Origin of the sequence: Agromyces sp. NPDC056389 (genome assembly GCF_042262385.1) — a bacterium.
In the GTDB taxonomy this organism is placed as follows: Bacteria; Actinomycetota; Actinomycetes; order Actinomycetales; family Microbacteriaceae; genus Agromyces.
In genome coordinates this window covers 2,113,693-2,136,410 of the sequence record NZ_JBHJPN010000001.1, presented here as the reverse complement: position 1 = coordinate 2,136,410, position 22,718 = coordinate 2,113,693, and the positions used below count along the sequence as shown (strand labels likewise).

General features: G+C 70.2%; 21 protein-coding genes. 13 read left to right on the top strand and 8 right to left on the bottom strand.

Features of this window, described 5'->3' with window-relative positions; translation table 11 throughout:
• Positions 1-2: 2 nt before the first annotated feature.
• Positions 3-461, bottom strand: coding sequence for a hypothetical protein (locus ACFCVM_RS09980; protein WP_375836018.1), 459 nt, complete (start codon positions 459-461; stop codon positions 3-5).
• Between the two features lie 170 nt (positions 462-631).
• Here ACFCVM_RS09980 and ACFCVM_RS09975 point away from each other — a divergent pair, with 170 nt between their 5' ends.
• Complete coding sequence (locus ACFCVM_RS09975) at positions 632-1,681, top strand: zinc-dependent alcohol dehydrogenase family protein (protein WP_375836017.1); 1,050 nt, start codon at positions 632-634, stop codon at positions 1,679-1,681.
• Positions 1,678-2,151 carry a heme-degrading domain-containing protein gene (locus tag ACFCVM_RS09970; RefSeq protein WP_375836016.1) on the top strand — a complete coding sequence of 158 codons (474 nt, stop codon included), beginning with the start codon at positions 1,678-1,680 and terminating at the stop codon, positions 2,149-2,151. The genes ACFCVM_RS09975 and ACFCVM_RS09970 overlap by 4 nt, the downstream gene beginning before the upstream one ends.
• 37 nt (positions 2,152-2,188) lie before the next feature.
• Here ACFCVM_RS09970 and ACFCVM_RS09965 read toward each other — a convergent pair whose 3' ends face one another.
• Positions 2,189-2,695 carry a MarR family winged helix-turn-helix transcriptional regulator gene (locus ACFCVM_RS09965; protein WP_375836015.1) on the bottom strand — a complete coding sequence of 169 codons (507 nt, stop codon included), beginning with the start codon at positions 2,693-2,695 and terminating at the stop codon, positions 2,189-2,191.
• A gap of 142 nt (positions 2,696-2,837) precedes the next feature.
• Here ACFCVM_RS09965 and ACFCVM_RS09960 point away from each other — a divergent pair, with 142 nt between their 5' ends.
• Entirely contained in the window at positions 2,838-4,100 is a 1,263-nt protein-coding gene (locus tag ACFCVM_RS09960; protein WP_375836014.1) for an MFS transporter, read from the top strand.
• A 95-nt stretch (positions 4,101-4,195) separates the two neighbouring features.
• Here the strand turns inward: ACFCVM_RS09960 and ACFCVM_RS09955 are convergent, their stop codons facing one another.
• The 5 genes from ACFCVM_RS09955 to ACFCVM_RS09935 all read right to left on the bottom strand — a co-directional run bounded on the left by ACFCVM_RS09955 (position 4,196) and on the right by ACFCVM_RS09935 (position 8,779).
• Positions 4,196-4,789 carry a nitroreductase family protein gene (locus tag ACFCVM_RS09955; RefSeq protein WP_375836013.1) on the bottom strand — a complete coding sequence of 198 codons (594 nt, stop codon included), beginning with the start codon at positions 4,787-4,789 and terminating at the stop codon, positions 4,196-4,198.
• A gap of 140 nt (positions 4,790-4,929) precedes the next feature.
• Entirely contained in the window at positions 4,930-6,003 is a 1,074-nt protein-coding gene (locus tag ACFCVM_RS09950; protein ID WP_375836012.1) for a threonine aldolase family protein, read from the bottom strand.
• Positions 6,004-6,092: 89 nt separating this feature from the next.
• Complete coding sequence (locus ACFCVM_RS09945) at positions 6,093-7,226, bottom strand: ABC transporter permease (RefSeq protein WP_375836011.1); 1,134 nt, start codon at positions 7,224-7,226, stop codon at positions 6,093-6,095.
• Entirely contained in the window at positions 7,223-8,107 is an 885-nt protein-coding gene (locus ACFCVM_RS09940; protein ID WP_375836010.1) for an ABC transporter ATP-binding protein, read from the bottom strand. Before ACFCVM_RS09940 ends, ACFCVM_RS09945 begins: the two co-directional genes overlap by 4 nt.
• A 195-nt stretch (positions 8,108-8,302) precedes the next feature.
• The gene (locus ACFCVM_RS09935) at positions 8,303-8,779 is read right to left on the bottom strand and encodes an Lrp/AsnC family transcriptional regulator (protein WP_375836009.1); all 477 of its coding nucleotides are present in this window, start codon (positions 8,777-8,779) and stop codon (positions 8,303-8,305) included.
• A 430-nt stretch (positions 8,780-9,209) separates the two neighbouring features.
• Here ACFCVM_RS09935 and ACFCVM_RS09930 point away from each other — a divergent pair, with 430 nt between their 5' ends.
• The 7 genes from ACFCVM_RS09930 (at position 9,210) to ACFCVM_RS09900 (ending at position 17,938) form a co-directional block, all read left to right on the top strand.
• The gene (locus ACFCVM_RS09930) at positions 9,210-11,030 is read left to right on the top strand and encodes an ABC transporter substrate-binding protein (RefSeq protein WP_375836008.1); all 1,821 of its coding nucleotides are present in this window, start codon (positions 9,210-9,212) and stop codon (positions 11,028-11,030) included.
• 89 nt (positions 11,031-11,119) lie between these two features.
• The gene (locus ACFCVM_RS09925) at positions 11,120-12,163 is read left to right on the top strand and encodes an ABC transporter permease (protein ID WP_375836007.1); all 1,044 of its coding nucleotides are present in this window, start codon (positions 11,120-11,122) and stop codon (positions 12,161-12,163) included.
• On the top strand, positions 12,160-13,086 hold the full coding sequence (locus ACFCVM_RS09920; protein ID WP_375836006.1) for an ABC transporter permease: 927 nt from the start codon (positions 12,160-12,162) through the stop codon (positions 13,084-13,086). Before ACFCVM_RS09925 ends, ACFCVM_RS09920 begins: the two co-directional genes overlap by 4 nt.
• 2 nt (positions 13,087-13,088) lie before the next feature.
• Entirely contained in the window at positions 13,089-14,813 is a 1,725-nt protein-coding gene (locus tag ACFCVM_RS09915; RefSeq protein WP_375836005.1) for an ATP-binding cassette domain-containing protein, read from the top strand.
• Positions 14,814-14,820: 7 nt separating this feature from the next.
• Positions 14,821-15,918: a C45 family autoproteolytic acyltransferase/hydolase gene (locus ACFCVM_RS09910; RefSeq protein WP_375836004.1), complete on the top strand. Its 1,098-nt coding sequence runs from the start codon at positions 14,821-14,823 to the stop codon at positions 15,916-15,918.
• Positions 15,915-16,742 carry a serine hydrolase gene (locus ACFCVM_RS09905; protein ID WP_375836003.1) on the top strand — a complete coding sequence of 276 codons (828 nt, stop codon included), beginning with the start codon at positions 15,915-15,917 and terminating at the stop codon, positions 16,740-16,742. Before ACFCVM_RS09910 ends, ACFCVM_RS09905 begins: the two co-directional genes overlap by 4 nt.
• Positions 16,743-16,753: 11 nt before the next feature.
• Positions 16,754-17,938, top strand: coding sequence for a peptidase C39 family protein (locus tag ACFCVM_RS09900; RefSeq protein ID WP_375836002.1), 1,185 nt, complete (start codon positions 16,754-16,756; stop codon positions 17,936-17,938).
• 7 nt (positions 17,939-17,945) lie between these two features.
• Here the strand turns inward: ACFCVM_RS09900 and ACFCVM_RS09895 are convergent, their stop codons facing one another.
• Positions 17,946-19,082, bottom strand: coding sequence for a M20/M25/M40 family metallo-hydrolase (locus ACFCVM_RS09895; protein WP_375836001.1), 1,137 nt, complete (start codon positions 19,080-19,082; stop codon positions 17,946-17,948).
• A gap of 127 nt (positions 19,083-19,209) precedes the next feature.
• On the opposite strand from ACFCVM_RS09895, the gene ACFCVM_RS09890 reads away from it, so the two are divergent.
• From ACFCVM_RS09890 to menC, 3 genes are read left to right on the top strand one after another with little or no spacing between them, the layout of a single operon-like run.
• Positions 19,210-19,980 (top strand): hypothetical protein, encoded by a 771-nt coding sequence (locus tag ACFCVM_RS09890; protein WP_375836000.1) that lies wholly within the window; start codon positions 19,210-19,212, stop codon positions 19,978-19,980.
• Entirely contained in the window at positions 19,977-20,690 is a 714-nt protein-coding gene (locus ACFCVM_RS09885; RefSeq protein WP_375835999.1) for a MurR/RpiR family transcriptional regulator, read from the top strand. Before ACFCVM_RS09890 ends, ACFCVM_RS09885 begins: the two co-directional genes overlap by 4 nt.
• Positions 20,687-22,711, top strand: coding sequence for an o-succinylbenzoate synthase (gene menC, locus ACFCVM_RS09880; protein ID WP_375835998.1), 2,025 nt, complete (start codon positions 20,687-20,689; stop codon positions 22,709-22,711). Before ACFCVM_RS09885 ends, menC begins: the two co-directional genes overlap by 4 nt.
• The last annotated feature ends 7 nt before the right edge of the window (positions 22,712-22,718 follow it).

Sequence of the window (22,718 nt, the reverse complement as noted above, 5' to 3'; positions counted from 1 at the left end):
CCTCACTCCGATGGAGGCGGCGACCAGTCCTCGAGTTGGCGGAAGAGCGCCGCGTGCGCGACAGCGGCCGCGATGAACCTCGTGCGGAGGCGACGCACGGCGGGGCGCTCTTCGATCGCGGCCTGCGCAGCTTCGAGTCGCCGCTGCATGGGACCGACTCGCGCGGCCAGCCGTCGCAGGGCGATGGCCGATCTGGGCACGGTTGCCGCGGCAGCGAGGTCGGCGGGCACGACGACCGCACCGTGGCTCTCGGTCTCGAGGATGCCCCAGGGCACCATGCCCTCGCTCTCGAACGTCGAGGCCGACTTCACCGTCAGCTCGCGGAGGAAGGCGTCGTTCCGCTCGCTCTGGCCGACCACGCCGATCGGGCGTCTGAGGCGGAGATAGGAGGACGTCGCCCGACGCGCCGATGCGTCGAGTCGTTCGGGGTCGTACCACCCCAGCCCGTGATCAGCAGCCACGATCGACGCGGGCTCGTTGCGTGCGCGTCGTTCGGAGCGGAATCGGGTCGGGGCACGGCATGCGGGGGAACATCTCTCCACTGAAACACAGTCCGGCCGCCGTCGAAAGCCGAGATGGACGGTCCGTGACGATCGGCATGCTCGGCGATGCGCGAGCGTAGGCTCGGTGCATGCTCGCCACTGTCATTCACGCACCCCGCGACATCCGTGTCGAATCCGTCCCCGACCCGGTGCTCTCCACCGGCGCCGACGCCATCGTGAAGGTCGTCGCCGCGTGCGTCTGCGGCTCCGACCTCTGGCCGTACCGGGGCGTGACCCCCACGCATGAGCCGCATCGCATCGGGCACGAGTTCATCGGTGTCGTCGAGGCGATCGGCGACGAGGTCACGGTGGTCGCCGTCGGCGACTTCGTGATCGCCCCCTTCTACGTGTGCGACAACACGTGCGCGAACTGCCGCAACGGCGTCTCGACCTCGTGCCTGAACGGCGGATGGTGGGGCTCGGAGGACCGCGTGGGCGCCTTCGCCGACGGCGGTCAGGGCGAGCGGGTTCGCGTGCCGCTCGCCGACGGGACGCTCGTCGTCGTGCCCGGACCCGTCGGCGACGACGAGGTGCCGGGCCTGCTGAGCCTCGCCGACGTGATGGGCACGGGCCACCACGCCGCGGTCTCCGCCGGCGTCTCGGCCGGCGACTCGGTCGCCGTGGTGGGCGACGGTGCGGTCGGCCTCTGCGCGATCATCGCGTCGAAGCGCCTCGGTGCCACGACGATCATCGCGATGTCGCGGCATCCCGAGCGACAGGCGCTCGCCCGCCGGTTCGGTGCGACGCACATCGTCGAGGAGCGCGGGGCCGAGGGTGTCGCGCGGGTGCAGGAGCTCACCGGGGGCATCGGCGCCGACCGGGTGCTCGAGTGCGTCGGCACGAAGGAGTCGATGGATCAGGCGATCCGTTCCACTCGCCCCGGCGGGATGGTCGGCTACGTCGGTGCACCGAACGGCGGGCCGGAGCTGCCGGTGCGCCCCCTCTTCAACCGCAACGTCGGCGTGAACGGCGGCGTCGCTCCCGTGCGCGGCTACATCGAGGAGCTGCTGCCCGATGTGCGGTCGGGCGCGATCGAACCGGGGCTCGTCTTCGACCTCGAGCTCCCGCTCGCCGAGGCCGCCGAGGCGTACGCCGCGATGGACGAGCGGCGCGCCACGAAGGTGCTGCTGCGCCCATGAGCGAGCTCCTCGAACGGCTCGTCGCCGAGGCATCCGAACTGCAGTTCGACCGGTTCACGCTCGACGACGCGTGGGTGCTCGGCGGGCGTCTCCGTGCGGCAGCCGCCGAGGCGGGGCATCCGGTCGCGATCGCGATCTGGTTCGGACAGCAGCGCGTGTTCCATGCCGCCCTGCCGGGCGCGACCGCCGACAACGACGCCTGGCTCGATCGCAAGCACCGCGTCGTCGAACGGTACGGACAGGCCTCGCTGCTCGTCGGCGAGGAGTTCCGCGCGAAGGGCGAGGACTTCGACGTGCACGCTCGCCTCGACCCGCGCGAGTACGCGGCGCACGGCGGGGTCGTGCCGATCCGGATCCGCGAGGTCGGGGTCATCGGCGCCGTCGGCGTCTCGGGGTTGCCCGAGCTCGCCGATCACGAACTCGTCGTCGAACAGTTGCGCGCGCACCTGCGGGACCGGGCGAACGACTGACGCGTCGTCGCGTGCCGGCGTGGTTGCGTCGGCGCGGTCAGGCGTCGATGTCGTCGAGTCGGGCGATGACGACCTCGAGCAGGCGCGCGAGCTCCGCGCGTTCGGCGTCGCCGAGGTCTTGCAGCACGTCGGACTCGACGACGTCGGAGTCGCGGATCGCCTGACTGAACAGCCCCCATCCCTCTTCGGTGAGGCTCACGAGGATGCGGGTGCGGTTGTCGGGGTCGGCCGCGCGCTCGACGAGGCCGCGCTCGGCGAGCTTGTCGAGGCGATGCGTCATCGACGACGGCGCCACGTTCGTGAGCTCGGCGAGCTGACTCGGGGTGAGCGCCTCCCCGGCCTTCGCGAGCGAGGTCACGACGGCCCATTCGCCCGAGCTCACGTCGAGGTCGGCGAGCTGCCTGACGTACCACTGGTCGAGCTTCTTCGTGAGCCCCTGCACGGCGGTGATCACCCGCTGCACGGACTCCTCGCCGCCCGCTGCGACGTAGGTCGCGACAGCGCGACGGTGCAGTTCCTGCGCTGACGGAGTGCGTTTGGCCATACGGGAATTCTCGCATGCGATGTTCGGTTGCTAATATTTCGATATCGAATAGTTCGTATTCGAATCATCGCCTCCCGTCCGGCCAGACAGGTGAGGCACCCGTCTCGTTCGAGACCATGACTCCCGGAAAGGTGGCGTGCCCATGCGCGCGAAGCTGCTCATTCTCGCATCGAGCATCGGCATGCTCGGCTGGGGCGCCGTGCTCCCGTACCAGTACGCCTACGCGGCCGACACGCGCGGCTGGGGCGCGCTCGTCGCGGCCGCCGCTTCGTCGCTCTTCTCCGTCGGCGCGCTCGTCGCCGCGCCGATCGCGGGCAGGCTCGCCGACCGGTACAACCCCGTGCACGTCGCCGTCGTCGCGCAGTTGCTCGGCGCCGCCGGCGCGGCCTCGCTGGTCTTCGCCGACGGCCCCGCCGTCTTCCTCGGCGGCATGCTCGTCTTCGGACTGGGGCTCGCCGCCGCGGTCCCTGCGAAGCAGGTGCTCGCGCTCGATTGGTCGTCGACCGACGACCGGCGCAAGGTCTTCGCGTACAAGTTCACGGGTGAGGCGCTCGGCATGGCGGCCGGCGCGTTCTTCGCCGGGCAGATCATCGACCTCGGCCGGCACGACGGACTCGACATCGGGTTCCTCATGGCCGCCGCCGGGTTCGCCGTGTCGTCGGCGATCATCGCGCTCGCCGGACGCGGTGCCCGGCGCAGTGCCGAGTTCACGGCCGACGCGGTCACCGGCCTGGCCGGTGAACGTCGACCGGGCGCCTTCCGGCTCGTGTTCGCGAACCCCGCGCTCCGGTGGACCTCGGTCATCATGATCGCGCTCGCGCTCGGGTTCTACGCGCAGTTCGAGTCGGGCATTCCCGCGTACGGCATCACCGTGCTCCAGGTCGACCCCGTCGCGGTCGGCACCGCGGCGGCAGTGAACTGCATCGTGATCGTGGCGCTGCAGGTCGTGGTCGTGCGGCTCACGGCGAAGGTCAGCGCGCCCGCCCTGCTCATGGCCGTCGGCGGCATCTGGGTCGTCGCGTGGCTCGTGCTCGCGAGCGCGCAGCTCGCACCGGGCGTCGCTTCGGCGATGTTCGTCATGACCTACGGCATCTTCGCGGTGGGCGAGACGATCTACAGCCCAGTGCTGAACCCGCTCATCGCTTCGCTCGCACGCAAGGGCATGGTCGGCAGCACGCTCGGTGCGATGTCGGCGCTGCAGACGGCGTTCACCGCGGCCGGCCCGCTCGTCGCCGGCGTGCTGCTCGGCGCCGGACTCGGCGACGCGTTCCTCGGCATGCACCTCGCGCTCAGCGTGCTCGCGGTCTTCGCGGCATGGCGCCTGAAGCGGGTGATCGCGGCGATGCCGGTGCGGCACGAGCCGCCGACGCGGCCGATCTCGGTCGTCGATCCGGTCGACGCATAGCGGCCTGGTCGACGCGTCACAGCACGGGCGACCGAAGACAAGAGCGCCGCGAGTCGAATCGACTCGCGGCGCTCAGGGTCTGCTGTGTGCGCTCGTCACTCGCCGACGAGCACGAGCTCCGAGAGCGGCTTGCGCAGGCGGGGGGCGCTCTCGCGCTCGCGAAGCGCGTCGGGCAGGGCGTTCACATCGCCGAGCACGCCGATCGCGGTGATCGAGACGACCTCGAGTCCGTCGGCGAGGCCGAATGCGGCGCGGATCTTCTCGGCCTCGAAGCCGCCCATCTGGTGGGTGTGCAGGCCCTCGTGCTGCGCCTGCACCGAGAGGTGCGCGACCGCCTGACCGAGGTCGTAACGCGCCCACGGGCGGGGCGTGCCCTCGGCGTCGACCGTCTCGGCGACATTCGCGATGAGCACTGCGGCGGAATCCGCCCACGCCTGGTTGAACCCGAGCATCGCATCGTGCAGCTTCGTGAAGGCGTCGGTGCCGCGGCGGCCCACGATGAAGCGCCAGGGCTGCACGTTGTTCGCCGACGGAGCCCAGCGCGCGGCCTCGAGGATCGTACGGATGACCGCGGGGTCGATCTCCGCCGTCGGGTCATACGCGCGGGGGCTGAAGCGCTCGACGAGCGGCGCGATGAGCGGCGCGTCGGTCTCGGCGCGGCGGGAGGTGATGTCGGTGATGAGGGTCATGCGCTTGCGGCTTTCACGAGAGTGGGACAGATGCCGGGGCATCGTCGACCCGAGGGATGCAACGCGCAGCGGCATCCGGTATTCCATGCTCACGCATGATTCTCAGCGAACCCGAGGTTCCCGCGCCGCGCGGAGGGCGGTCAGACCCGTGCGAGCTCCTCGCGGATGCCCGCGACGAACGCGTCGATGTCGGCCTCGCTCGTGTCGAACGAGCACATCCAGCGCACCTCGCCGCGCGCGGCATCCCAATCGTAGAAGCGGAATCGCTCGCGAAGCCGGTCGGCGACGCCCGCCGGGAGCGTCGCGAAGACGCCGTTCGACTGCGTCTGCTGCGAGAAGCCGAGACCCGGCAGCTCGCCGGCGGCGATGCCCGCATCGAGCGCGTCGCGCAGGCGCCGCGCCATCGCGTTCGCGTGCCGCGCGCTCTCGATCCAGAGGTCGCCCTCGTAGAGCGCGATGAGCTGCGCCGAGGTGAAGCGCATCTTCGAAGCGAGCTGCATGTTGAGCTTGCGCAGGTACGTGAGGCCCACGGATGCCTCGGAGTTCAGCACCACGATCGCCTCGGCGCCGAGCGCGCCGTTCTTCGTGCCGCCGACGCTCAGCACGTCGACGCCCGCGTCGCGGGTGAAGGCGCGGAGGGGGAGGTCGAGGGATGCCGCGGCGTTCGAGAGGCGCGCGCCGTCCATGTGCAGGGTCATGCCGCGCTCGTGCACGTGGTCGGCGATCGCACGCACCTCGTCGACGGTGTACGCGGTGCCGAGCTCGGTGGTCTGCGTGATCGACACGACGAGCGGCTGCGCACGGTGCTCGTCGCCCCAGCCCCACGCCTCGCGGTCGATGAGCTCGATCGTGAGCTTGCCGTCGGGGGCGGGAACCGTGAGCAGCTTCATGCCGCCGACCCGCTCGGGCGCGCCGCCCTCGTCGGAGTTGATGTGCGCGGTGCTCGCCGAGATCACGGCGCCCCAGCGGGGGAGCATCGACTGCAGGCCCGTGACGTTCGCGCCCGTGCCGTTGAACACGGGGAACGCCTCGACGCCCTCGCCGAAGTGCCGCGCGAAGACCTGCTGCAGTCGCTCGGTGTAGACGTCTTCGCCGTAGGCGACCTGGTGGCCGTCGTTGGCGGCGGCGATCGCCGCGAGCACCTCGGGGTGCACACCCGAGTAGTTGTCGGAGGCGAAACCGCGGACGGAGGTGTCGTGGAGCTGTTCAGTCACTGAACCATCCTCGCACTGCTGCGGAACGAGCGGATGCCGCGGGCGGATGCCGCCGTCGACACCCGCCCGCGGCATCCGCTCGCTCGTGCTCAGCTCTTCAGGGCCTCGCCCCACGGCACGCGAGCGCCGGTCTTCAGCAGCGAGCTGCGGTAGATGCGCTCGCCGACCACGACCGCGAGTGCCGCGGTGGCGAGCAGGATCGCGAGCGAGACGAACGGCTCCCACCATTCGGCGGTGCCGAGGAAGATCCGTATCGGCATGCCGACGGGTGCCGAGAACGGCACGTAGCTCATGATCGCGAGCACCGTCGGGTTGTCGTTGAAGAAGATGACCAGGAAGTAGGGGATCATCACGAGCATCGTCACGGGCGTCGTGACCGTGCCGATGTCCTCGGCTCGCGAGACGAGTGCAGCGGTCGCGGCGAAGAGCGCGGCGAGCATCACGAACCCGATCGCGAAGAACACGATGAACCACACGATCGAGGCGCCGAGCCCGCCGAGCAGCACCCGCTGGCCGGTGAGCAGCAGCCCGAGGAGCGCGAGCACCGCGATCGCGAGGATCTGACCGAACGCGAGCACGCTGTTGCCGATGACCTTGCCGGTCAGGAGCGCCCGTGCCGACACGGTCGACAGCAGGATCTCGACGACGCGGGTCTGCTTCTCCTCGACGACCGACTGCGCGATCGTCGTGCCGAAGGTGAGCGCCGACATGAAGAACACGATGCCGAAGCCGAACGCCACGAAGTAGGCGAGCATCGGGTCGACCGCGGCCGGGTCGAGCAGTTCGACGGTCGGATTCACCGAGAGCGCAGAGACGACCGAGTTCGGCGCCGACTCGAGGCCGATCACGACGATGCCGAGCGGTTCGGATGCCGCGGGGGCCACGATCGCGTCGACGTCGCCGTCGCGCAGCAGCTGCTCGGCCGCGTCCTGATCGGCGACGGGCACCGCGTCGAGGGCCGGGTTGCCCGCGACGACTTCGGTCGCGCCGTTGACCACGGCCACCTTGGGAAGGTCGGACTGCGATCCGAAGATGCTTCCGAGCACGACCGAGGCGAGCACGACGAGCATGAGCACGCCGGTCGAGATGAGGAAGGCCTTGCTGCGCATCTTCATCGAGATCTCGCGTCCGGCGATCAGGGTCACGTTGTCGGTGAAGCTGGGGGTGCGGCGCTCACCGTCGGGCCGGCCGCCGGTGCGGGATGCGTTCGTGTCGAGAGTCACTGCACGACCTCCGTGAAGATCTGGGCGAGCGTCGTGTGCTCGCGGGTGAAGCTGATGACGTCGCCGCGGGCGACGGCCTCGGCGAGGGCGGCCTGCCGCGCGGCATCCGACTCGGGTTCGAAGACGGCCCAGCCGCCGTCGAAGTCCGCGACCCGGATGCCCGGCTGCTGGCGCAGCCACCCGAGATCACCGGAGGTGAGGAGCTCCCAGCGGTCGGAGCCGTGCTCGGCGCGGAGGGCGTCGCGACTGCCAGCAGCCGCGATGCGGCCGCCCGCGATGATGACGAGGTCGTCGCAGAGCCGCTCGACGATGTCGAGCTGGTGCGAGGAGAAGAGCACGGGTGCGCCGGATGCCGCGGCATCCGCGAGCACCCCCTGCACCGTCTCGACGGCCATCGGGTCGAGGCCCGAGAACGGCTCGTCGAGCACGAGCACCTCGGGGCGGTGCACGAGCGCTGCCGCGATCTGCGCCCGCTGCTGGTTGCCGAGCGAGAGCGACTCGATGGTGTCGTTCGTGCGCTCGCCGAGGCCGAGTCGCTCGAGCAGTTCGAGGGCGTTGCGGTGCGCCGCGGCCGCGCTCCAGCCGTGCAGGCGGGCGAGGTAGACGGTCTGCTCGAGCACGCGCATCTTGGGGTAGAGGCCGCGCTCCTCCGGCATGTAGCCGAACCGGCGCCGGTCGGCGCTCGTGAGCGCCTCGCCGTCGAGGGTCACGGTGCCGCCGTCCGAGGCGAGCACGCCGAGGATGATCCGCATGGTGGTGGTCTTGCCGGCGCCGTTGCCGCCGACGAAGCCGGTGAGCCGGCCGTCGCCGACGGTGAAGCCCACCTGGTCGAGGGCGAGGCGCTCGCCGTAGCGCTTGGTGACGTCGTGGAGTTCGAGCATGCCCTCACGCTACGGATGCCGCGCGCTCGCGGCATCCGTCGTGCGACGGGTCTTCCGACGCCGCAGCAGGGCTGCGACTCCGCTCTGCGGGGGATGCGGCGGGTCAGACGCTCGGGTGGGCCCGGCGCTCAGGTGGGCCCGGCGCCCGGCGCTCAGGTGGGCCCGGCGCTCAGGTGGGCCCGGCGCTCAGGAGGCTCAGGCCGAGGCGGTGAACGGACGGGTCTCGAAGAGCGTGCGCAGCACGATCGTCGCGCGCACCTGCGCGGGGATGTCGGTGCGCAGGCGCACCAGCAGGTCGGCGAGGTCGGCCGTCGTCGCCACGCGGGCGACCGCGAGATGGCCGGCGTCTCCGGAGACCGCGTAGCAGGACTCGATCTCGGGGTAAGCGCCGAGCCGTGCGCCGAGGTCGCCGACCATGGCCGGGTCGAGCACGGAGATCTCGAGGAACGCGGAGACCGGCAGCCCGACGGCCTGCGGATCGATGACCGCGCGATAGCCGGTGATGACGCCGCGCTGCTCGAGTCGCTGCACGCGCGACTGCACCGCCGAGGTCGACAGGCCCGTGAGCGTGGCGAGCGTCGCGAGCGTCGTGCGCCCGTCGGCGGCGAGTGCGGAGACGATGCGCTGGTCGATGTCGTTGTCGAGACGTGGTGTCGCGGTCGGCTCGCTCATGCGCTCCACCATAGTGCGCGGGAACCGGCGGGGCTTCGACGAGGTTCGTCTCGCTCAACGCATGAGATAGGGTTCAGATGTTCAGCCTGGAGCAATGGAGCCCGGCTCGACCGACCAGAGGATCGAGCGACACTCCCCGCCACGAGCGGCCGTTGTGCCCCGGGTTGATTGTGACGCCCTCCGAGTGGCAAATTTCCGATCAGAGCCCTATGTTCTCGGATTTTCACCGTATCCGTATCGGATCTTGTGGAATGTTGCCGTTCTGTAAATTCCGATACGAATCGCATCTTTGTTGTTGACACTTCATCAGGTCATCATGTTCCCTTGCTAGAGATCCGAGTTCTGCACACATGTCCGTCCCCATCAGCGAAGGAATATGAAACGTATGCGTGCTACTTCAGCCCCAAGAAACGGAAAGGCGCGACGCGGGTTGTCCACCGTCGCCGCGGTGTCCCTCGCGGCGTGCCTCGCCATCGGCCCGGCAGCGACCTCGTTCGCGGCCCCGGTCTTCGCCGACGCGAGCCCAGAGGCGTCGGCGAGCGCCGATGCCAAGACGTTGCGCATCGCGACCGCCGGCTTCGTCGACACCTTCAACCCGTTCATCTCGATCTACCTGACGCCGACGAACATCATCCGGTACGTCTACGAGAGCCTCGTGCAGAACGACGCCGAAGACGGCTCCCCGACCGAGGGCCTCGCAGAGAAGTGGGAGGCCAGCCCCGACGGCATGACCTGGACCTTCACCCTGCACGAGGGCATGAAGTGGTCCGACGACGAGCCGATCACCTCGGCCGACGTCAAGTACACGTACGAGTCGATGATGAACGACCCGATGCTCGGCACCGCCAACGGCAACCTCGTGGCGAACTTCGACAGCGTCGAGGCGCCCGACGACCTCACCGTCGTCATCAACCTCAAGACACCGCAGGCGCCGAACCCCGGCACCGAGATCCCCGTGCTCCCCGAGCACATCTGGTCGGAGGTCGACGACCCCACGACCTTCGCCAACGACGCCGATGTCGTGGGCTCCGGACCGTACACGCTCGACAGCTACTCGGCCAACCAGTCGATCACCCTCAAGGCGAACCCCAACTTCTGGCGGGGCGCTCCCAAGATCGACGGCATCCAGTACATCTACTACACGAACTCCGACGCCCAGATCCAGGCGCTGCGCGCCGGTGAGGTCGACCTCGTCACCGGACTCACCGACACCCAGATGTCGGCGCTCGAAGGCGAAGAGGGCATCACGACCCACGCGGGCACCGGCCGTCGCTTCACGTCGATCAGCGTGAACGCCGGAGCGGAGACGCCCGAGGGCGTCCCCTACGGAACGGGCAGCCCGGTCCTCAAGGACCCGGCCGTGCGCGAGGCGATCCGCCTCGGCATCGACCAGGAGTCGCTCCTGAAGAACGTGCTGGGCGGCTACGGCGCTCCTGCGACGAGCTTCATCCCGATCGCGTTCGAGAAGTGGCACCTGCCCGACGACGACGAGGCGATCGTGTCGTTCGATCCCGACGCGGCGACGGCCCAGCTCGACGAAGCCGGCTGGGTGGCGGGCGCCGACGGCATCCGCGAGAAGGACGGCAACCGACTCTCGATCCGCCTGCTCGCCGACGCGGAGGACATCGTCGAGATGTCGACGGCCGAGTACCTCGTGCCCTGGATGGCGAACATCGGCGTCGAGCTGAAGCTCGAGACCACCGACAGCGACACGATCTCCGACCGCACGGCCGTGAGCGACTACGACCTGTACTTCTCCGGGTGGAGCGTCAACCCCGACCCCGACTACCAGCTCGGCATCAACCTGTGCTCCTCGCGTCCCGACGCCGAGGGCAACGGCGCGACGAGCCAGGACGGCTACTGCAACCCCGAGTTCGACGCCCTCTACGCCGAGCAGCACTCCGAGCTCGACGAGGGCAAGCGCGCCGAGCTCGTGCACGACATGCTCCGCATGCACTACGAGGACGTCGCCCAGATCACCCTCTGGTACGGCCAGTCGCTCGAGGCCTACCGCTCCGACCGCTTCACGGGCTTCACCACGCAGCCCGCCGACAACGGCATCATCGCGAACCAGGCCGGCTACTGGGGCTACTACACGGTGGAGCCCGTGTCCGACGAGGCATCCGCTTCGACCGGTGACTCCGGCCCCGCCGTCGGCCTCTGGATCGGACTCGGCGTGCTCGTCGTGGCCGCCGGCGTCGTGGCGATCGTGATCGTGCGACGTCGCAAGACCGCGGGCGACCGCGAGTAGCGTTCGTCGCACTGCCCGGTCGGATGCCGCACCCCGCGGCATCCGACCGGGCGACCGACAGGGCGCAGGAAGAAGGAGGACGGAGCGCAATGACAGACACGATCACCCCCGTGAACGCGGAGGTGCACGACCAGAAGCTCGCAGAGGAATCGCCGGCCCGTTCGTCGTTCCTGGGCTACTTCGGCACCAAGCTCGGCGGGGCGCTCATCAGCCTCGTGATGGTCGTGCTGCTCGGCTTCTTCGCCTTCCGGGTGCTTCCGGGCGACCCCGTGCGTCGCATCGCGCAGGAACGCCCGATGAGCCCCGAGCAGATCGCGGAGCTCCGGCGGCAGTACGGTCTCGACAAGCCCGTCACCCAGCAGTTCCTCGACTATCTCGTCAACATCTTCACCGGCAACCTCGGCGAGAGCTACGTGTACCGCACCCCGGTGAGCGAGCTCATCGGGCAGTACCTCGGCCCGACGCTCCTCCTCACCGGCACGTCCGCCATCATCGCGATCGCGCTCGGGCTGTGGCTCGGCCAGCGCGCGGCCTGGCGCAACGGCTCGCTCTTCGACAAGATCGCCACCGGCACCTCGCTCACGCTGTGGTCGGTGCCGACGTTCTGGCTCGCGCTGATCCTGCTCATGATCTTCGGCGGCACCCTCCGCTGGTTCCCGACGGGCGGCATGGTCAGCCCCGGCGTCGAGCCGGGCACGTTCGCCTACGTCATCGACGTCGCGCGCCACATGGTGCTCCCCGTGGTCACCATGGTCGCGGTGGTCTTCGCCCAGTACCTCATGGTCATGCGCGCGTCGCTCCTCGAGGAGAAGTCCTCCGACTACCTGACGACCGCCCGTGCGAAGGGCCTGCGCGACGACCTCGTGCGTCGCCGGCACGCGGTGCCGAACGCGCTGCTGCCCACCGTCACGCTCGTCTTCATGCACATCGGCGGTCTCGTTGCCGGCGCGGTCACGGTCGAGACCGTCTTCTCCTGGCCCGGTCTCGGCAAGCTCACGTACGAGGCCATCAGCGGCCCCGACATGCCCCTGCTGCAGGGCACCTTCGTCGTCTTCTCGACGATCATCATCGTCATGAATCTCATCGCCGACCTCATCTATCGGCAGCTCGACCCGAGAGTGAGGCGCGCATGAGCACCACCGAACAGGCGCGGCCCGTCGCGCAACTGACGACCCGGCAGGTCGCGAGCCGCCGGCGCCGTGCGTCCGCCGCGAAGCTGTGGCGCGAGTTCCGCGCGAGCGCCTCGGGCATGTCGGGGCTGATCTTCCTCGGCATCGTGATCCTCCTCGCGATCCTCGCCCCGGTCATCGCCGACCGCTCGATGCTCGACGTCACCCAGCTCACCGATCAGCCGCGCTTCGCGCCGCCGTCGTGGGAGCATCCGATGGGCACCGACCACCAGGGTCGCGAGCTGTGGGTGCGCATGATCTGGGGCGCTCGCACCTCCCTCCTCGTGGGCGTCGCCGCCACGGCGATGTCGATGGTCATCGGCACCCTCGTCGGCATGGCCGCCGGCCACTTCACCGGCGTCACCGGCGGCATCATCATGCGATTCGTCGACTTCTTCCTCGTGCTGCCCTCGCTCGTGCTCGCGATCGTGCTGTCGTCGGTGCTGAGCCGGGGCGTGCTCACGATCGTGATCGCGATCGGCGTGACCTCGTGGGCGGCCACGGCCAGGCTCGTGAGAGCCCAGACGCTCGCGGTCGAGGCCCGACCGTACGTCGAACGCTCCCAGGTGCTCGGCGCCGGGCACTGGCACATCATCGGCAAGCACCTCTTCCCGGCCGTGCTGCCGCTCGTGCTCGCCAACACCACTCTCACCGTCGGCTCGGCGATCATCGCCGAATCGACGCTCGCCTTCCTCGGCCTCGGCGACCCCACCCAGCAGTCATGGGGCACGATCCTGAAGGACTCGATGGACGTCTCCGCCGCGACGAGCGGCTACTGGTGGTACGTCGTCATCCCCGGCCTCGCGATCGTGCTCGTGGTGCTCGCCTTCACCCTCGTCGGGCGCACCTTCGAAGCCATCGTGAACCCGACCCTGAGGAGCCGTTGAGCATGCCGGATCTCGTTTTCGACGACGTCTCCATCACGTACCGCACCGCGGCGTCGCGGGGTCGCGGCGACATCGCCGCGGTTCGCAACGTCAGCCTCTCGCTGCCGGCCGGCGGCACCCTCGGCATCGCCGGCGAATCGGGCTCCGGCAAGTCGACGCTCGCGATGAGCGCGCTGCGGCTGCTGCCCGACAACGCCGTGATCGACGGTCAGGTGCGCGTCGGCGACCGGAGCGTCGCCGAGCTGAGCTTCGGCGAGCTGCGAGCGCTCCGCTGGTCGGAGGTCGCGATCGTCTTCCAGGGGGCGATGCACTCGCTGAACCCCGTTCGCACGGTGGGTCAGCAGATCATCGAGGCGCTCGAGCTGCACGTGAAGGACGGCTGGCGCACCGCGGAGGCGCGCAAGGCGCGCCTCGCCGAGCTGATGGACCAGGTCGACCTGCCGATCGCGAAGGCGGCCTCGTACCCGCACGAGCTCTCGGGCGGCCAGAAGCAGCGCATCATGATCGCGATGGCGCTCGCGTGCGAGCCCGACATCATCGTCGCCGACGAGCCGACCACCGCGCTCGACGTCATCGTGCAGGGCCAGATCCTCGAGGTCGTGAAGGACCTCGTGACCCGTCGGGGCATCTCGCTCCTCATGATCAGCCACGATCTCTCGGTGCTCGCCACCGCGTGCGAGCGCATCGCCGTCATGCGCAACGGCGAGCTCGTCGAGGTCGGCGAATCGCAGCAGATCTGCACCGAGCCGCGCGAGGCCTACACGAAGCAGCTCGCCGATGCCTTCCCGACGATCGGCGACCCGGCCTCGCGGCTGAAGCCGGTCACCCGCCGGAGCGATTCGGTCGCGACGGGTTCGATCGACGCGATCGGCGCAGCGGATGCCTCGGCGCCCGTGCGCGAGCCGGCGAAGGGCGACCTCGGGGCGACCGACGAGGTGCTGCTCGAGGCGCGCAACCTCAGCGTGACGTTCCGCGCCCGCGGCAAGAACGTGCGCGCGGTGCGCGGGGTCGACCTGGCGTGCCGTCGCGGCGAGATCGTCGCGCTCGTGGGTCAGTCGGGCTCGGGCAAGACCACCCTCGCGCGCACGCTGCTCGGCCTCGAGCGGCCCGATCAGGGCGGCCAGGTGCTCTTCCGCGGCACGCCGCTCGGTCGTTCGACGAAGCAGCTGCGCGAGTTCCGTCGCCAGGTGCAGCTCATCCTGCAGGACCCGTCGGCCGCCCTGAATCCGAAGCTCAGTGTCTACGAGTCGGTGGCCGAGGGGCTGCGCATCCAGCGCTACCCCGGGGACGAGCGCGACCAGGTCGCCGCGAGCCTCGAGAACGCCGAGCTCACGCCGCCCGAGCACTTCTTCGAGGCCATCCCGCACGAGCTCTCGGGCGGTCAGCGCCAGCGCGTCGTGATCGCGGGCGCCCTCGCGATGAATCCGCAGATGCTCATCGCGGATGAGCCGGTCGCGTCGCTCGACGCCTCGGCGCGCGGCGAGATCCTCGCGCTCATGCTCCGCCTGCGCGACGAGCTCGGCCTCTCCGCACTCGTCATCACGCACGACCTCGGCCTCGCCTGGAACATCGCCGACACGGTCGCCGTGATGTACCACGGCGAGATCGTCGAGCGGGGCGCGACCGAGACCGTCCTCCTCGACCCGCAGCACGAGTACACGAAGAAGCTGCTCGCAGCCGCTCCGAAGATCGTGGGGCGCGAGGGCGTGCTCGCGGCCGCCGAGTGAACCCGGCATGACCGTCCACGAGAATCCCGCGGTCTCCGGCCTGCCCTGGGTGGTCGTCACGGGTGACCGCGAGACGGTCTTCCGCGAGCTCGGCGAGCACTTCGCCGAGCGCATCCGCGACATCCGCGGTCGCGCCGACGCGCAGTGGTCGGCGCTCATGACCCGCGTCGAGCGAGAGGTCGTTGCCGAACGCATGCGGCGCATCGAGGCGTCGACACGTCGGCTCTGCCCGGTCGAGTCGCGCGAGCTCGACCTGCTCGCCGAGGGAGCGGGGCTGCCCGCGTTCGACCTGTGGGTCTACAACCTGCGCGGCGACCTCGGCCGCGACGGCACCGGGTGCAGCGACGTGTCGCTCGCGACATCCGATGCCCTCGTCGTCGGTCACAACGAAGACGGCGCAGGCGGCTCGGTCGACGACGTCTGCCTGCTGACCCTCGTGATCGAGGGCGACCCGAGCATGACGGTCGTCTGGTACCCGGGCTTCCTGCCCGCGAACTCCTTCGTCGCGACGGAGCCGGGCACGGTCTGGGGACTCGACCACCTGCCCGTCGTCGATCCCGACACGACCGGCGCCGGACGGCACTTCGTCGCGCGTCATGCGCAGCGGAGCCACTCGGGCCGCGAGGCGCTCGAGCGCGCCGCATCCATGCCATGCGCCGGCGGGTTCTCGTTCAACGTCGGCGACCGCGAGACCGGCCGGGTCGTCATGATCGAGAACGTCGCCGGCGTCATCGCGACGACGGATGCCTCGGCGGACGCGCCCTGCCTCTGGCACACGAACCACCTGCGGTTCGTCGGCGAGCCGGGCCCGGGCATGCAGCCTGAAGCCGGCGACGAGTCGCTCGTCGAGAGCCGCACGCGCGGTGAGCGCCTGAGCGGGCACTTCGATGAGCGGCAGGGCGCCACGCTCGACGCGGAGTCGGTGTTCGCGGCACTCCGGTCCGACGGGGTGCTGAACCGCTCCGCCGGCCTGTGGACGTTCGCGACGACGGTGGCCGACCTCACGAACGACCGCATCATCGTGCAGGGGCGCGGTGAGCCGACGGCCATGGGACTCGGTGCCTTCGTGGCCGGACGAGTGCTCGAGACGGAGGCGCGGGTATGACACAGGGCGGAACGGGGGAGCGCATGGAGTTCGCGACGGGATCGGGTATCACGTGGTCGGCCAAGGCGGTCGACCTCGACTCGGGCCACGTGCTCTTCGAGCAGGGCGAGCACCTCGCCCTCGACACGGCGAGCATCGGCAAGGTGTTCCTGCTGCACACGGTGCTCGAACTCGAGCAGCGCGGCGAGCTGCGCCTCGACGAGGCGGTGACCCGTCGGCCGAGCGAGTGGATGGACAACTCGGGGCTCTGGTACCTGCTGCAGGCCGACACGCTCAGCATCTACGACCTGTGCGCCCTCATCGGGGCGGTGAGCGACAACGCGGCGACCAACACGATGTGCCGACGGGTCGGCCTCGACGCCGTGCACGCGTCGACCGCGGCCCTCGGCTACACCGAGAGCTCGCTCGACGACATCGTGCGCTGGCCGATCCCCACGGGCTTTCCGCCGAACCTCTCCACGGGCAGCGCCCGGGAGCTCACCGACTTCGTCGCGCGAGTCGCGAAGAACGAGGTGCTGACCGAGGCCGGGTGCGACACACTGCGCCGTTGGCTCGGCGCGGGCATGGACTGCTCGATGGTGGCGTCGGCCTGGGGCCTCGACCCGCTCGCCCACTACTTCTACGACCGCGACATCTGGATGTGGAACAAGACCGGGACGACGAGCCGCGTGCGCGGCGACATCGGCGTGGTGATGTCGCCGGAGCGCCGCGTGGCGTACTCGGTGCTCGCGAACTGGGAGCGCGGCTCCGACCACCGCGACGAGGCGCTCGCGACGATGCGCGAGGCCGGCGACGTCATCCGCGACCACCTGCTGCACGGCTGAGGCGGGGAAGCATGACACGGCACGTGCAGTTCGACGCTGTGCGCGGGGCGGCCGGGTTCGCCCCGGGAACGCACGAGGGCACCGTCGTCGACGACGCAGGACGGCTGCGCCCCGGGTGGGCGGCGGAGGTCGCACCGGCACCGGCACCGGCTGCAGCGTCGGCTCGTTGGACCTCGGAAGCCGTCGAGGTGCCGTTCCCCGCGACCGAGGCGATCCTGTCGTGGCACGCGAGCACCCCGCCGGGCACCTGGATCGAGCTCGAACTCAGCGCCCGGATCGCCGACGGGTCATGGACCGCGTGGTTCGCGCTCGCCCGGTGGACGGAGCACGATGACGATGCGAGAGGTATCCGGCGCACGACCGTGTCGAGCCAGCGAGACGCCGATGCATCCGTGCTCGCCGACACCTTCGTCGCCGCCGAGGGTCGGGCGTTCACGGCGTACCGGCTTCGCGCGACCTTCGCCCGCGGTGAGGACGTCGAAGCCGATGCCGCCGCATCGCTCGCGATGGTGGGGGCGATGGTCTCCTCGATCGACGACGCGGCTCCCGGCGCGCCCGGTGCGCCTGGCGCTGACGGCGTCGCGCTCGAGGTGCCGCGCTTCTCGCAGCAGCTGCACCGCGGCACGCACGTCGAACTCGGCGGCGGCGGCGAGGCCTGGTGCTCGCCGACCGCGACCGCGATGGTGCTCGGCTTCTGGGGGCGACTGCCATCGGAGCAGGCCCTGGTCGGCATCGACGCGCCGAACGGCGACCCCCAGGTCGTGTGGGCGGCGACCGGATGCTACGACCACGACTACGGGGGCACGGGCAACTGGTCGTTCAACGCGGCGTTCGCAGCCCGCAGCGGGCTCGAATCGTTCGTCACCCGGCTGCGCTCGCTCGACGAGGCCGAACGGTTCATCGCCGCGGGCATTCCGCTCATCGCCTCGGTCTCGTTCACGCGCGACGAGCTCCCCGAGGCCGGCTATGTCACCGAGGGCCACCTGCTCGTGATCGCGGGATTCACGGCCGACGGCGACGTCGTCGTCAACGACCCGGCGGCGCCCGATGCCTCGGGCGTGCGCCGGAGCTATCCGCGCGCGGCCTTCGAACGGGCCTGGCTGCGGAGCGCCGGCGGCAGCGGCGGCGTCGTGTATGTGACGCGCCCGGCCGACGTGCCGCTTCCCGCCGCGGTCGGTGGGGAACGTAATTGGTGAGCGGGGTTCAGCGAGCCAGCACCGTCGTGAGCAGCTCGATGCGTTCGCGCAGCGACGAGAGCGACAGGTGCTCGGTCACCGCGTGGGCGCCACCGCCGCGCGGGCCGAAGCCGTCGATCGTCGGGATGCCGAGCGAGCCGACGAGGTTGGTGTCGCCGGCGCCGGCCGCGGGTCGGCCGCTCACCGACTGGCCGAGAGCGGATGCCGCGCGCCCGACCTCTTCGAGCAGTTCCGCATCGCCCGCGCCCGCCTGCCAGGCCGGCCTGCTCGTCAGGATGGTGGCGCGCACGACGGCGCCGGAGCGGATGGGTTCGAGTCGTGCGAGCGCATCGAGCACGTGCCGCTCCGAATCACCGTCGACGAAGCGGAGCCCGATCTCGGCGGAGGCCGCGTCGGGCACGACGTTCGCCCTCGCGCCCCCGGAGATGGTGCCGACGTTGCAGAGCACGGGCGAGGTCGCGGATGCCTCGGCGACGACCTCGCGCACGACGAGCAGCTGGTCGACGAGCTCGTCGATGGCCGAGACGCCGTTCTCGGGGTCGAGTGCGGCGTGCGCGGCCCTGCCCTCGATGTCGAGCCGGAGCCGCGTGCTGCCGGCACGCCCCACCTTGAACGCGCCGTCGGGGTGCGGCGACTCGAAGCCGATGACGCCGGCGACGCCGTCGAGCGCGCTCCGCACGAGCTCCTGCGAGGTGGGGGAGCCCACCTCCTCGTCGCAGTTGATGAGGATCCGCACCGCGCGCCTCGGCCGATCCCGCAGGATCTCGAGGGCGGTGAGCATGGTGACGAGTCCGCTCTTCATGTCGAAGGCACCCGGTCCGCGCACCACATCGCCCTCGACCGACCACGGCACCTCGCCCGTCAGCGTTCCGTGGTCCCACACCGTGTCGGAGTGGCCGAGCAGCAGGAGCGGCGCCTCGTCGTCCGTGCCGGGGACGTCGATGACGAGGTGCGTTCCCGCTTCGGTGACGACCGTGCGCAGCTCGCTCGCGAGCGGCTCGAACCACTCGGTGAGCACGAGCGCGATGCGCGCGCTCGCCACCGCATCGAACGAGGGGGTCTCGATGCGCACGAGCTGCTCGAGCCGCTCGAGCACCGTGTGCCACGCGGCATCCGCAGCTGCCTCGATCTCTGCTGGCGTCATCTCACTCCTTGTCGAAGATATGAAGCATATGGTAGCAACACCGTTCCACACGGTTCGAAGAATTCCGGGCGCGAAACGCGGTGATTCTGCTGGACGTGACAATTATATGATTCGTATAATGAGCAGTGTGACCGATGCGAAGGCGCGAGACAGTGGAGTGGACGAGCGACTCACCACCCATGAGCTCTCGAAGTACGAGGACTTCCAGCAGGCGAGTGCGCTGTACCGACGGGTCTTCGGCTACTCCTCGGAGGAGCTCGCGCTGAACAGCAACCTGCTGAGCGCGCTCGTGCGCAACGGCGGGTCCGCGGTCGGGGTGCGGAATGCCGACGGCGAGCTCATCGGCTTCGCATACGGCTTCCTCGGTTCCGACGATTCCGGTGTCTTCCACTACTCCCAGGCGGCGGTCGTCGAGCAGCACGCCCAAGGACGCGGTGTCGGCAGGCTGCTCAAGCTGCGTCAGCGAGAGGTCGTGCTCGCCTCGGGCGTCTCGACGATGCGCTGGGCGTTCGACCCCGCCCTGGGGCGCAATGCCCACTTCAACCTCGACATCCTCGGGGCGCACAGCTCCGCCTTCGTGCGCGACTACTACGGGCGGCCGGGCACCGATCGCCTGCTCGTCGACTGGCCGCTGGCGGCCGGAGGCGACCCCTACGCGGCAGTCCGCTCGGAGCGTCCGCCCGCCTCGCTCGCGGGTGCGGAGCCGGGCGCGTCGATCGCGCATGGAGCCGGGCGCTGGGTGGTCATCCCGACCGGCGAGGCCGGCACGGCTCGGTTGCACGACACGATGCACGAACTGCACGGTCAGGGCTTCGTACTCGTGAGCTGCCAGCGCATCGACGAAGCCGCCTCCGCCTACCTCGCCGTGCCGTCGGTGGCCGGAGGGCGAGTGCGATGACGATGCAGGCGCGCAGCGACGAACAGCTCGAGCACGAGCAGCTCGAGCACGAGCTCAACCGCACGTTGAGCTCGCCCGAGGCGCGGTTCGGCGTGCGCATGCGCAAGAACCTCTCGGCCGAGGGCCTCCAGGACCGCGTGATGGAGACCGAGGCCGCCTCGCTCGAGAGCACCTTCGCGCACCTCCGCGCGAGCGCGGCCGTGCCGCAGGCGGCCGCCATCATCCTCGGTTCGCGGCGCAAGTTCATCGCCGGAGCGGGCAAGTCGGCGGCCTACGCCGCGCTCCTGAACGCCGACCTCGCCGCGACGGTGCCGAACGTCTACCTGATCGACGGGCACGCGCTGAACCCGCTCGACGTGCTCAGCGACGTGCGCTCGACCGATGTGCTCATCCTCTTCTCGCTGCGCCGCTACCGCCGGGAGACCGTCACGCTCGGCCGCCTCTTCAGCGAGGCGGGCGGTCAGCTCGTCGTCTTCACCGACAGCGACGACGCGCCGCTGGCACCGTTCGCGACCTCGTTGATCGTGCTGCAGACCGGATCCGCGTCGTACGCCGACTCGCCGACCTCGGTCGCAGCCGTCTGCCACCTGCTCAGCACGCTCACTACCGCGAGTGCGAAGGGCGCCCGGCGGCGGCTGGCCACGCGCGACGAGCTGAACCACGAGATGAACCTGTACTTCGACCACCGAAACGACGAGGACGCACCATGAGGGTCACCCGCATCGAACTCTTCCAGGTGAGCCTGCCGCTCGTGCACGGCTTCCAGACGAGTTCGCATCGCAAGACCGGGCTCGAACACATCCTCGTGCGGTTCACCGATGACGCGGGTGCCACGGGATGGGGGGAGATCGCCTCTCCGAGCGACCCCTACTTCACGGCGGAGAACACCGAGACGGCGTGGTCGATCGCGACCCGCTACCTCGTGCCGCGCGTGCTCGAAGCCGACTGGAGCCACCCGAGCGCGGTCGATGCGCTCTGGGCGAAGATCCGCGGCCACGAGTTCACGAAGGCCGGTTTCGCCGGGGCCGCGTGGGATCTCTGGGCGACGTCGCGCGGCATTCCCCTCGCCGAGGCGCTCGGCGGCACCCGCACCGAGGTCGAGGCCGGAGTCTCGCTCGGCATCGAGCCGACGATCGACGAGCTGCTCGCGCAGGTGGGCGCGCAGCTCGACGCCGGCTACGGCCGGGTGAAGCTGAAGATCGCCCCCGGCTGGGACCTCGACCCGGTGCGCGAAGTTCGGCGCGCGTTCCCCGACCTCCAGATGCACGTCGACGCCAACGGCGCGTACTCGAGCGACGACGACACCATCGCCCGACTGGCCGAGTTCGACGCCGAGTCGCTCAGCATGATCGAGCAGCCGTTCGGGCCCGGCGACTTCGTGGGGCATGCCCGCCTGCAGGAGCGCATCGCGACGCCCGTCTGCCTCGACGAGTCCATCGTGCGCCTCGATGACCTGCAGACGATGATCGCGCTGGGCTCGGGTCGGGTGCTCAACATCAAGGTCTCCCGCATGGGCGGCCTGACCGTGGCGAAGGCCGCGCACGACCTCGCCGGCGCCGCAGGCATCCCCGTGTGGTGCGGCGGAATGCACGAGTTCGGCATCGGGCGCGCCGCGAACCTCGCGCTCTCCTCGCTCGAGCACTTCAGCTACCCCTCGGATGTCTCGGGCTCCGACAAGTACTACGCCCGCGACGTGATCACGCCGTCGGTCATCGCTCGTGGCGGCGTCGTGGCAGTGCCGACCGGCGTCGGCATCGGCTTCGAAGTCGACCTCGCCTGGATCGAGCAGAACCTCGAGCGCCGCTTCGACTCCGCCGAGCGCGCCTCGCCGAACGAGACGCGAGCCGCGGCATCCGCTGCCGTGCTCGTCATGGTCGACGACGCAGCCGAGGGCGGCCCCGGGACGCCGACCCCATTCCGCCTCGCCGACGTCGACGCGCCGCAGCTGAACGTGCGCGACCTGAGCGCGACGCGCGGCGACGGGATCTTCGAGACGCTCGGGGTGCACAACGGCAGGCCCCAGTCGATCGAGGAGCACTTGCGACGGTTCGCCCGCTCGGCGGCGCTGCTCGACCTGCCCGCGCCGAAGCTCGACGTGTGGCGCGACGCGATCCACGCCGCGATCGCGGCGCACGACAGCACCGCCGACGGCTTCGTCAAGTTCGTGATGACCCGCGGCATCGAGGGCACGGGCGTGCCCGTCGGCTGGGTCTGCATCGCCGATGCCGACGACTTCACCGTGCCGCGCTCGAAGGGCGTCTCGGTCGTCACGCTCGATCGCGGGTACCGGCACGACGTCGCGCGCACTTCGCCGTGGCTGCTGCAGGGCGCGAAATCGTTGTCGTACGCGGTCAACAAGTCGGTGCTGCGAGAGGCATCGCGTCGAGGCGCCGCCGACGTCATCTTCACGAGCATCGACGGGTTCGTGCTCGAGGGGCCGTCGTCGACGGTGCTGCTGCGGTTCGGCGACCGGTTCGTCTCCCCGCCGAGCGAAGACGGCATCCTCGCCGGCACCACGCTCGCGAGCGCGATCGAGCTGCTCGCCGAGCTCGGTCACGAGACGCACCGCGAGCCCGTGCGGGTCGAGCAGCTCGCGCTCGCCGACGACATCTGGCTGCTCTCGAGCACGCGTTCCGCGGTGGCCGTCGCTCAGCTCGACGGCGTGCAGCGGGTCTTCGACGCCGAACTGACGGCCCGGCTCCAGACCCACCTGATCAACCGAGAGCACTGAGGACGGC

Coding starts and splice junctions, on each gene's coding strand:
- ACFCVM_RS09975 (WP_375836017.1), top strand. CDS start 632: ATGCTCGCCACTGTCATTCACGCACCCCGCGACATCCGTGTCGAATCC.
- ACFCVM_RS09970 (WP_375836016.1), top strand. CDS start 1,678: ATGAGCGAGCTCCTCGAACGGCTCGTCGCCGAGGCATCCGAACTGCAG.
- ACFCVM_RS09965 (WP_375836015.1), bottom strand. CDS start 2,695: ATGGCCAAACGCACTCCGTCAGCGCAGGAACTGCACCGTCGCGCTGTC.
- ACFCVM_RS09960 (WP_375836014.1), top strand. CDS start 2,838: ATGCGCGCGAAGCTGCTCATTCTCGCATCGAGCATCGGCATGCTCGGC.
- ACFCVM_RS09955 (WP_375836013.1), bottom strand. CDS start 4,789: ATGACCCTCATCACCGACATCACCTCCCGCCGCGCCGAGACCGACGCG.
- ACFCVM_RS09940 (WP_375836010.1), bottom strand. CDS start 8,107: ATGCTCGAACTCCACGACGTCACCAAGCGCTACGGCGAGCGCCTCGCC.
- ACFCVM_RS09935 (WP_375836009.1), bottom strand. CDS start 8,779: ATGAGCGAGCCGACCGCGACACCACGTCTCGACAACGACATCGACCAG.
- ACFCVM_RS09925 (WP_375836007.1), top strand. CDS start 11,120: ATGACAGACACGATCACCCCCGTGAACGCGGAGGTGCACGACCAGAAG.
- ACFCVM_RS09920 (WP_375836006.1), top strand. CDS start 12,160: ATGAGCACCACCGAACAGGCGCGGCCCGTCGCGCAACTGACGACCCGG.
- ACFCVM_RS09915 (WP_375836005.1), top strand. CDS start 13,089: ATGCCGGATCTCGTTTTCGACGACGTCTCCATCACGTACCGCACCGCG.
- ACFCVM_RS09910 (WP_375836004.1), top strand. CDS start 14,821: ATGACCGTCCACGAGAATCCCGCGGTCTCCGGCCTGCCCTGGGTGGTC.
- ACFCVM_RS09905 (WP_375836003.1), top strand. CDS start 15,915: ATGACACAGGGCGGAACGGGGGAGCGCATGGAGTTCGCGACGGGATCG.
- ACFCVM_RS09900 (WP_375836002.1), top strand. CDS start 16,754: ATGACACGGCACGTGCAGTTCGACGCTGTGCGCGGGGCGGCCGGGTTC.
- ACFCVM_RS09895 (WP_375836001.1), bottom strand. CDS start 19,082: ATGACGCCAGCAGAGATCGAGGCAGCTGCGGATGCCGCGTGGCACACG.
- ACFCVM_RS09885 (WP_375835999.1), top strand. CDS start 19,977: ATGACGATGCAGGCGCGCAGCGACGAACAGCTCGAGCACGAGCAGCTC.
- menC (WP_375835998.1), top strand. CDS start 20,687: ATGAGGGTCACCCGCATCGAACTCTTCCAGGTGAGCCTGCCGCTCGTG.